Origin of the sequence: Frankia sp. Mgl5, from assembly GCF_023242985.1 — a bacterium.
Classification (GTDB): domain Bacteria; phylum Actinomycetota; class Actinomycetes; order Frankiales; family Frankiaceae; genus Parafrankia; species Parafrankia soli.
The window spans coordinates 112,842-121,690 of record NZ_JALKFY010000618.1; the positions used below are offsets into that span (position 1 = coordinate 112,842).

An 8,849-nucleotide genomic window follows, 5' to 3' on the forward strand; every position below is an offset into this window, starting at 1 on the left:
GACATGCGCCGATGGTCGACCATAGCCACGGGGACATTCGAGGCGATCTCACGCGTCGTGGGACTCCTCGGAGTCATCCACGAACTCGCGAGCGGCCTCGAGCGGCCGATCATCGTCGGCGTCTGCGCTCTCATGATGGGACTGCCCGACGCCTGGGAGATCGACCGGGCCCGGCGCGGGCAGCCCGACGACCCGCCGCCGCGGCGGTCACCGTCTGGCGAGGATGGACCTGGACCCTCCTCTTCACCGCCGGCTGCATCGGGCTGACCGTCATCCTGGTGGTGGCCCGGTGATCCGCTCGGTCCGGGGTCGGATCGGCGCCGTCCTGCTCGCGGCCCTCATCGCGGTGCTCGCCGCCTGGTACGTGCGGGACACCCAGCGGGCCCTCGACGGCAACGAGCGGGCCCTCGACGGGAACGAGCAGGCGCTGAAGCGGCTCGGCGTCGAGGTGCGGGCCGACTGCGCGTTCAAACGGGACGTCGCCGACCTACCGCGGCGCCTGCCCTCGTCGGCGGGCCCGGTCACGTACTCGCTGGCCTGGGACGCCTATGACGCGTACGTGACGAAGGGCTGCGAGGCCGAGCTCGGCCCGCTCGCCCCACCCCCGGCGCCGCGGCCGCCGACCGAACGCGGGTAGCCCATGACCGGCTACTGGGACGAGGTCCGCGATGGCGTTCCCTGCCGCGAGATCGACCGGGCCACCTGGACCGACCGTCACACCAGAGCCGGCAACCCCCCTCCCCAGGGGATGGGCCCGGTCGGCCGCCGACCCGCCGAGCAGGCTGCGGACCGGCTCCGCTACGCCGCGCTCCTCATCGCCCTGGCCCTCGTCGCCGCCGGCGCCTGCATCTGGTCCCTGGGAGCCCTGAGATGACCTACCCCACTACCTACCCGGGCGCTCGGCAGCGACTGATCCCGATCAACCACTCCGACGGCGGGATGACCGTGCCCACCCGCGGCCTGATCCCGCACGTCCAGATGGGCACGGCCCCGCTCTTCGGCTGGTTCTCCAACCCGGCCGCCGGAGTCAGCTCCCACCTGTGGCTATCCACCGCCGGCGACTTCGACCAGTACGTCGAGTTCGACAACAAAGCCTGGGCGCAGGCCGCCGGCAACAGCCAGTGGATCAGCGTGGAATGCGCCGGCACCGACGCCGACAACTACACGGCCATCCAGGTCCAGCGCCTCGGCGAGCTGTTCGCCTGGGGCATGCGCGTGTTCGGGTGGCGCGCCCAGATCACGGACCGGACCGACGGATACGGCCTCGGCACCCATCGGATGGGCGGCGCCGCCTGGGGCGGCCACTCGTGTCCCGGCGACATCCGCGCGAACCGCCGCGGCGACATCCTCGCGGCCGCCCTCGGCCGACCGGCCACCCCATCACCCCCGGAGGACGACGTGCCCCTCACCGATGCCGAAATCAACACCATCGCGGACCGGGCCGCGGCGAAGATGCTCGCCGCGCTCTGGGCGCAGATGGGCGACGTCAAGCCCGCCGTCCGCCAGGGCGACGTCGGCGACGTCCTCGCGCAGACCTACAACAAGGCCGGCGACCTCCAGAGCACGATCGCCAGGATCGAGGCCTACCTGTCCGGCCCGTTCAGCGCCTGGACCGCATCCCAGGAGACCGCACTCCGGGAAATCCGGACCCTGTTCGCCGGCGGCGCCGTCGCCGATCCCGCCGCCGCCGTCGCGCTGCTCGAGCGGCTCGACAGCGTCCTCGCCGCGTTCGCCGCACCCCGCACGTACACCGTCATCCCGACAGGAGACCCGCATGCGTAACGTCCTGCGCCGGCTCGCCGCGGCCGCCCGCGACCTCGGCGAGCGCGCCACCCGCGCGGCCGTCACCTCGTTCGGATCGAGCCTGGCCGCCATCACCGCGGCGGCCGCCGCCGGCGACATCTCCACCGCCCGGCTCCTGCTCTCCGCCGCGGCCGGCGCGGCCGTCGGCGCCGCCGGCGATGTCATCCTCAGCGCCATCGGCGCGAACCGCGGCATCACCGGATCCGCGAGCCTGGACCCGACCAACCAGGGCCCGGTCAGGTAGCCCGGCCACACAGCAGGGCGCACAGCACACGGCCCGGCCACCCCTCGCGCGGGGTGGCCGGGCCGGTTTCGTCGTGCGCTGGCTACGCCGAGAACGCCAGCTGGATGTGTTCGCCGGCCCGGACCACGTCCTGGGCGAGACAGCGCGATTCGTCGGGGAAGGTGACCTTCAGGCCCCCGTGCGGCCCGCTCTCGACGGTGACATGGAGGCCGATGCCGAGCGAGACGGAGACGTACCACCGCCCCCCGTCGCGATGGGGAGTGGTGTCAGCGCCCGTCATGCCGTACAGCACCACCACTGCATGTCGTGCCTGGTCCTCGGTCACTGGGTCCCCCGGTCGTATGGCGATGTCAGCTGATGATGCTCAGTAGCGCCGCGGTCTCCCACTGCCCGCCGCCGATCTGCCCGCGGTAGAACGCGCGGCGGAGCCCTTCCAGGTCGACCGCGACCTGCAGGTCGCTCATGCCCTCATGATCGGTGGTCGGGAACCAGCGGCGAAGCCGCCCGGCCGCGGCCTCCCGCAGCCACAGCCCCCCACACTCGCCCGCCAGCACCCTCACGATCCGGGTCCGCTCGACGTCGCCGTCCGCCCACTCGAGCAGAGCGGTGTGCAGCGCCGCAGTCGCGGCCGCCACCCGATCCGCGCGCCGAGCTTCCCGGCCCGCCCACCAGCGCGCGCACCTGGCCCGGATCACTTCGACACCGCCGGCCGGCGCAGCGTCTCGAGCTGGGCCCGTGCGGCCGCCACCGTCTCCGCGTCCTTCGCGTTGCCGGGCGTCGCCGCGGCGGCCAGTGCGATCACCTTGCGCTCCGCGTGCACCCGCGTAGCCACCGGGCCCGGCCCCCGAAGGCCGTACATCGTCCGGGACGACACACCCAGCATCGTCGAGATCAGCCAGCTCGTGTGGTCGTTACCGCTGGCGCTGACCGTGTGTGCGGACACCGGGGTGTCCCCACCGCCGTCGTAGTCCCTGGGCTGCCGCCGAGCGAGGACCCAGGCGTCGAGCTGGCGGGCGGACTGGCGCGGGTGCAGCGCCTCGTGCGGCAGTTGCGCATGGATCCGGTCGACCGCCGCGTGCACGTGGTACGGCTGGTCGATCCCGCGGTGCCATCGGACCAGCGCCTCGGCGTACCGCACCTCGGCCGGCCGTCGCGCGGGACGGTCGAGGTCGTGGTCCTCCCGGGCGCCGATGATGTGGTCGATCTCGTTCCATGACGTCGCCCGCGCCCGGGCCGCGATGACCGCCGCGGTGAGTAGCTCCTCGGCCTGGTGGACGATGGACGACGCCATCTGGACGAGGTCGTCACCACGCCGCGGCCGCGTCGGCACCAGTCCTCGAGCCATGTCGGACAGGTCGGAGGCCTTGTCCGACACCACCAGCCGCGCGAGCTCCCCCTCCGTCGCCTCGAAATGACCCTCGTCGACGAGACGCTCCCACGTCGACGACGGCAGATCCTCGGACGGCGCCGGCGCTGGCGCCATGACCCCGGCATCCAGCAGCTCGGCCGCCAGCGCGTCTCGCGCGGCCTGCATCCGGACGATCGCCTCATCCATCGCCTCGAGGGCGTCTAGGCCAGCGTCGGCGCGCGTCTCGGCCGGTAGATCGGAGTAGTCCCCGAGGCCGTGCCAGCGGCCGAGTAGGAAGCCGGGCCGGATGGTCGCGGCAGTCTCAGCCTCGCTGAAAGCCTTCCTTGTCCTGTGGGATAGCTCACGTGCTCGCGTCGAGGGCGTAGGGGAGTGCATGGTGTCTCCGGCGGTCAGGCGCTCGTGTCGAGCGCGTCTGGCACCGCCGTGTGGGAGACGTTAATTCGTACCCGTATGGCGCACGGCGACCTGCAACAATGCAGGTCAGCTCTGCGTTAACGGTGAAGTAACTTACAAGCGAGTGGTCGCAGGTTCGATCCCTGCCGCGCCCACACACTGGTTCCACATGCTTGCCTATTTTTGGATCAAGCTCGTGACCAGCCATTGTGTCCGTCGGGGGAGGGTGTCCACGAGCCCCTGAGTGGAGTAGAGATCATTTCGTAGGTCTGCACGTGGCGTACAGCGGTCGGGCACAATTCAACTGCGCGATCATGGGCGTATTTGACCATGGTTCTGGCGGTGGCCGATTCAACCCGCTCCGCGTGGAGCCGCCTAGGCCCCTGCGGCTTCCGGTCCGGCCGAATCTCGAAGTCCATCGCGCCCCTCAAACTGGGGCGTTGCGATGACCACTAGAACTCAAGATCACACGGCGCGGGGCTCGGGGCTTTCCGGGGCTCGAGTGCTGCCGTCGGACTGATCAAACGGCGTGGCGAAACTGCGGCTCACGCGATCGCCGCGATGTCCCCGTCGTCGAAGTAGATCGCCTGGTGCAGCCGGCCACCGAGAGCAGCAGCGTAGCGAGCAACCACTTCCTGACCGGAAAGCGAGCCCTGCTCGATCTGCGAGATCCGCCCCTTGGTCACGCCCATTCGCTCCGCCACGTGCTGCTGGGTCAGCCCCCGCGCCCGACGCACCTCAGCAAGCCGATGACCCACCGCGACCGCGAGAAGCTCCTGCCTGCCGGCAGCGACCGCATCCTCCCCACCGGCCCGGGCCACCTGCTCGGCACGGATGTCAGACCACCGTGTGTAACCGCTCATCGCCGATCGCTCTCTTCCTGACCGCGTTCCACCAGATAGCTCTTGTAACGCTGCTCCGCCAGCGGGATCGCCTCGGCGTACCAGGCATTCCACTGCCCAGCCTTGTCCCCGGCGACGAGCAGGATGCTCGAACGCCACGGATCGAAGCAGAACAAGATCCGGACCGTCCCCGGCCTGAGTTCCTTCAGGTTCGGCAGCGACGAGCCGCTGATCGTGTCGACGAGCGGTCTACCCAGCCCTGGGCCGATCTCTGCGAGAAGATCGATTGCTTGCACGACCCGGGCGTGGGCGACCTCGTCCAGGCTCTCGATCCAGTCGCGGACCTCGTTGGCGAGGTAGACCTCCCACTGCTGTCCTTCCACCACGTAAGTATAGCTCCCGCTAAACCCTCGCCCGCAGACCCGGACCGGCGTCCGGGAAGAAGGGGAACATCCAGCCGCGCCGTGGGTGGGCGCTGACCCTTCCTGCGCCACGACATCGTCGGTGTGCCACCCACGGGCCGACCCGATCGGGATCAACTCGCGTGGAACACGCCGCCAGGGCACGGTGCTATGACCCCCAAGTCGCTGTGAATTCCGTCATGAAAATGTTCGACATCAGGCGATTGGCGGAGATCGTTTAGACACAGCTCGATTGTGTGCCCAACGCTTGGCGGCGATCTGCAGATATACAGGTCAAGTACAGTGTTGGCCCCGGAGCGCCTTACAAGCGAGTGGTCGCAGGTTCGATCCCTGTCGCGCCCACGCGCTGATTCCGCATGCTTGTCGATCTTTTGATCGCCTACGGCACAGCCGTAATGCTAGCTGGGGGGACGTCCCCCCGAGCCCCCGACGGGGCGCCTCCGGCGCCTCTAGGGCCGGGAAAATCGGCCGTTTGTAGCAACCCCATTAGCCGTCCCAGGCCATGATGCCGTAGCCGTCGACGAAGGCCGCGTACTCGTCCGCGGAGTGCCAGCCGTACAGGTCGTAGTAGATCGCGGTCAGGATCAGGTCCCACTCCCGCGGGCCGACCGCGAATCCGTCGAGGTCGATCAGGACCGGGACCCCGGTGTCGTCCCGCAGCACGTTTCCGACGTTCGCGTCCCCGTGGATCGGCCCGGTGGGAAGCGTGAAACGCAGGGCCCGGTAGGCGTCATCCAAGGCGTCGACACGGCTTAGGAGAAAGCTCCGATCCGTGGGGTCAAGGTGGCCCGCGTCGTCGAGCCGCCGCCGGGAGCGGTCGAACGGCGTGAACGTTGGGAGGACGAGTCCGGGCGGAGGGGTCAGCACGTGCATCCGCCGCAGCAGTACCGCGAGTTCCCCCGTCGTCCCGTAACTGTCCCCGTCGCCCGCGGTCTGCCAGAACGTGACCACCCGACCGTCCACGATCAGCGGCTGATCTGCCTCGGCCGCCGCCTGGACCGTTGGGACATCCGAGGAGTTCAACCAGGCGGACACCGCCAGTTCCCGCCGTGCCGCATCTGCGTAGTCGGCCGAGCGTCCGATGCGAACGATCACCGGTGCCGAGGTGAGCCGGAACATGGCATGCTCGCCCAGGCGCAGCATCCGCGCGTCCACCGCGTCGAGCCCGGCAGCAGTGCAGGCCGCAGTCAGCACCGACCGTGCTTCGGCCTCCCCGAAGCCCGCGGAGTCCACACCGTTCCCGCCGTCATCTGCCACCCCAGCACGCTAGCCGAGCGCTCGCCGCGCGTACGCCGGACTGACCACCCTGAGTCGGGACCGAGACCAGTGCGCGTGGCCACGCCCGGAGAGCAAGCCGCATCGTTGCCGAAATTCTCGTTTTTGGATCAAGACCGCGCCGCGCGGCCGACTGCGCGCGGCCGCAAGCGGCCGTGCTCGCCGGGCGCGTCGCGCTCGAGACACAGCAAAAGGCCAACTACCGTTGGACGAGATTGGGGAGAGCCCGAGGGAGGCTACGAGCTCCCCCAATCCACCGAACTAGCCTGCCGCTACGGCCTGGAGAAGTCGCACCTTCATCCCGGCATCGGATGTCGGTTCCGCCAGAGCCTCAAGCACCGCGTGGCCGTATTCCTTGATTCCGCCGATCGAAAATGCCCCGGATGGAGTGATCTTTCCGGCGATACCCTCCCAGGGAGAAATCGCCTTACCATCGACTATCAGCGTCCGATCCCAGCGAACCTTAGACAACCGACTTCTGAGGTCCTCCAAGGTCAGCAAGGGAGTGGTGATCGCCCGTGGCGGGTTGGGCATAGTCTGATGCACGAGCATGCCCAGACCGGCCATTATAACGGGAGCGCTAATCACGGTGTCGTTGCGCCTATTGAATTCAGGCTGGAGCATCTCGAGGAGTGGCAGCCAGGTCGCCATGATGGCTTTTCGGACTGCATCGACGTCAACGCCGGCCAACTTATCTCCGACAGGCTTCGAGCCGAGAGCTAGGCCCGATCGTCCGAGAAGTGTTGTGACAACCGCGGAACGAAGAGCGCTGACCGTTAGCAGCTCTGGGCTGTTCTTCCCAAGCTGCCGGCCGGTCTGCATGACCCTACGTCGCAGCACCGGGGACTGGTCCTCGAGTTCACGTGCAAGTCGCGTTGCAAGGTCCGAGCTATCCATGCTGATCCCCACCGCAACGTTGGGGCGGACTCCTAGAAGGTTGAAATCGTGAAAGATTTGGCGTGCCCAATCGACGGACTTGCCGTGCGCAATCGTAACCGCTACCTTCACCTGATCCACGCTCGGCTCGCGGGAAGAAGCCCAAGCCCACGCGAGACGTTGCGTCTCGCCATCCGTGTTTACAAGGAAATCCCCCGGCCGGAGCAAAAAGCCGATTCCCTTATTGTCTGGAAGGTAGTAGAGCTCGAGAGGATCCTCGCGGAACAGCTGCATAGTTGGCGTGTCCCATAGGGTGCGCTCACCCCGGATACCTTCAAGAATATACTGGCCGTAGACGGCGACGTTCGTCCTCTTGGCATTCGTCACACTTCGCTGCACGAGCTTTCGAACTTCTGCAGCGACCCGCTTACGGCTGTCCGCCTCGAGGATCTTCGGATTCTCGAGGTCGGTTGGCTCGATGACGGCCTGCCGCAGCGCGGCGACGGTCATTACCGCCTGAAGCTTGTGGTTGTCGACCACGATGCAGGGCACGAGGCTGCCCTCGCCCCAGGGAATTTCGGTGCTCGGACGGATTTCCACTCTAGCTCTCTCCAAAACAGCTGGCGTGAGGACCTCCGCCCCAGCTAGTGTGGCGTTGCGAGCACCCCTAACTGGGGACGAAGGCCCGGCGACGTCGTCGCCGGGCCTTCACTTTGCCCTATCTCGAGGCGTTGGTCAACTGCCTCGAGGTAGAGATCCTCCTCCTCGAGGCAGATTTTTGGAGGTGTTGTGCTACTCGAGGCGCAACTACCAGGTCATCGCTATAAAACTCCAGGTCAGGGCAGCTGGGTTTGACGGCAAGCAGGATACGACGCTTCAAAGTTTGACAGCTGTTGACTATTGGCGTGAGTCGGCCCACCGGTCTCGAGTTCCGACGGGCCGCGGGCTGGCCCGTCCCGACGAACCGAGCAGCGCCCCATGCGAGCTGCCGCCGCGATCTTCTTGGGAGGTCGCTCTGTTCGGGCAGCTGTACCACTGGCCTCGGAGGCCGCACATGCTGCGTAACCCCGTCCAGATCCGCCGGACTGCCTGTAGCCAACCGTGTAGCCAAGCCGGCGGACATCCATGGACGTCTGTGCGCGATCCCAAGTGACTTTGCAAAGCAGGGATCTGCTCATGCGTCGGCAGTGACATCCAGACGTCGCGCCAAGGGGCATCCGCCGTACGGTTGCGTAGTGGATCTCGATGACGCTTTAAGCGCTTTGGTGACGCTCCGGCGAGCTTCCAACCGGGGTACCCTGCTGCCGCACCAGCCGGTGACGCTGCTGTGGGCTGTGGAGCGTGCCGCGGCAGAAGGTGTACGACTGAGTCGATGGTCGCAGGTCCGCGAGGGACTTGCGGCTGCTCTTGCGGCCGGCGGTAATGCGGATCCTCGACGGGCAGCACCGGAGTATCCCGTCGTCGCGCTACGGGACTCGCCGCTGTGGGAGATCCGCGCCAGCACTCCACCTCCACCGGCGCACAGCTCACTGAACCGCCCCGGGTCGGATGGAGGCTTGATTCTCTGAGAGGATCGAGTCATGGCACGTCCTTCCCCTTACCCCGCCGAGCTGCGGCGTCGTGCG

At 67.8% G+C, this 8,849-nt stretch carries 11 protein-coding genes; 4 read left to right on the forward strand and 7 right to left on the reverse strand.

Annotated elements, in window-relative coordinates; genetic code table 11:
* Window positions 1-289: 289 nt before the first annotated feature.
* The 4 genes from MXD62_RS16755 to MXD62_RS16770 are packed head-to-tail and all read left to right on the forward strand — an operon-like array spanning window position 290 to window position 2,047.
* On the forward strand, window positions 290-637 hold the full coding sequence (locus tag MXD62_RS16755) for a hypothetical protein (protein ID WP_248830180.1): 348 nt from the start codon (window positions 290-292) through the stop codon (window positions 635-637).
* A 3-nt stretch (window positions 638-640) separates the two neighbouring features.
* Window positions 641-874 carry a hypothetical protein gene (locus MXD62_RS16760; RefSeq protein ID WP_248830181.1) on the forward strand — a complete coding sequence of 78 codons (234 nt, stop codon included), beginning with the start codon at window positions 641-643 and terminating at the stop codon, window positions 872-874.
* Window positions 871-1,782, forward strand: coding sequence for an N-acetylmuramoyl-L-alanine amidase (locus MXD62_RS16765; protein ID WP_248830182.1), 912 nt, complete (start codon window positions 871-873; stop codon window positions 1,780-1,782). Before MXD62_RS16760 ends, MXD62_RS16765 begins: the two co-directional genes overlap by 4 nt.
* Complete coding sequence (locus MXD62_RS16770; protein ID WP_248830183.1) at window positions 1,775-2,047, forward strand: flagellar protein; 273 nt, start codon at window positions 1,775-1,777, stop codon at window positions 2,045-2,047. The genes MXD62_RS16765 and MXD62_RS16770 overlap by 8 nt, the downstream gene beginning before the upstream one ends.
* 82 nt (window positions 2,048-2,129) lie before the next feature.
* On the opposite strand, the gene MXD62_RS16775 is transcribed toward MXD62_RS16770, so the two are convergent.
* The 7 genes from MXD62_RS16775 to MXD62_RS16805 all read right to left on the reverse strand — a co-directional run bounded on the left by MXD62_RS16775 (window position 2,130) and on the right by MXD62_RS16805 (window position 7,824).
* Window positions 2,130-2,372, reverse strand: a complete 243-nt coding sequence (locus tag MXD62_RS16775) for a hypothetical protein (protein WP_248830184.1) — start codon at window positions 2,370-2,372, stop codon at window positions 2,130-2,132.
* 25 nt (window positions 2,373-2,397) lie between these two features.
* Window positions 2,398-2,682, reverse strand: a complete 285-nt coding sequence (locus tag MXD62_RS16780; RefSeq protein WP_248830185.1) for a hypothetical protein — start codon at window positions 2,680-2,682, stop codon at window positions 2,398-2,400.
* A gap of 56 nt (window positions 2,683-2,738) precedes the next feature.
* The gene (locus MXD62_RS16785; protein WP_248830186.1) at window positions 2,739-3,581 is read right to left on the reverse strand and encodes a hypothetical protein; all 843 of its coding nucleotides are present in this window, start codon (window positions 3,579-3,581) and stop codon (window positions 2,739-2,741) included.
* A gap of 773 nt (window positions 3,582-4,354) precedes the next feature.
* Entirely contained in the window at window positions 4,355-4,672 is a 318-nt protein-coding gene (locus tag MXD62_RS16790; protein ID WP_248830187.1) for a helix-turn-helix transcriptional regulator, read from the reverse strand.
* Window positions 4,669-5,034 (reverse strand): type II toxin-antitoxin system RelE/ParE family toxin, encoded by a 366-nt coding sequence (locus tag MXD62_RS16795; protein ID WP_368862412.1) that lies wholly within the window; start codon window positions 5,032-5,034, stop codon window positions 4,669-4,671. The genes MXD62_RS16790 and MXD62_RS16795 overlap by 4 nt, the downstream gene beginning before the upstream one ends.
* 525 nt (window positions 5,035-5,559) lie before the next feature.
* Window positions 5,560-6,330 carry a phosphotransferase enzyme family protein gene (locus tag MXD62_RS16800; protein ID WP_248830189.1) on the reverse strand — a complete coding sequence of 257 codons (771 nt, stop codon included), beginning with the start codon at window positions 6,328-6,330 and terminating at the stop codon, window positions 5,560-5,562.
* A gap of 279 nt (window positions 6,331-6,609) precedes the next feature.
* Window positions 6,610-7,824, reverse strand: coding sequence for a DNA sulfur modification protein DndB (locus MXD62_RS16805; RefSeq protein ID WP_248830190.1), 1,215 nt, complete (start codon window positions 7,822-7,824; stop codon window positions 6,610-6,612).
* Window positions 7,825-8,849: the final 1,025 nt, after the last annotated feature.

What these genes read in the sequence shown, in the direction of transcription:
- MXD62_RS16785 (WP_248830186.1), bottom strand. Translation starts at nt 3,581, where the DNA reads ATGCAGGCCGCGCGAGACGCGCTGGCGGCCGAGCTGCTGGATGCCGGG.
- MXD62_RS16760 (WP_248830181.1), top strand. Translation starts at nt 641, where the DNA reads ATGACCGGCTACTGGGACGAGGTCCGCGATGGCGTTCCCTGCCGCGAG.
- MXD62_RS16770 (WP_248830183.1), top strand. Translation starts at nt 1,775, where the DNA reads ATGCGTAACGTCCTGCGCCGGCTCGCCGCGGCCGCCCGCGACCTCGGC.
- MXD62_RS16790 (WP_248830187.1), bottom strand. Translation starts at nt 4,672, where the DNA reads ATGAGCGGTTACACACGGTGGTCTGACATCCGTGCCGAGCAGGTGGCC.
- MXD62_RS16765 (WP_248830182.1), top strand. Translation starts at nt 871, where the DNA reads ATGACCTACCCCACTACCTACCCGGGCGCTCGGCAGCGACTGATCCCG.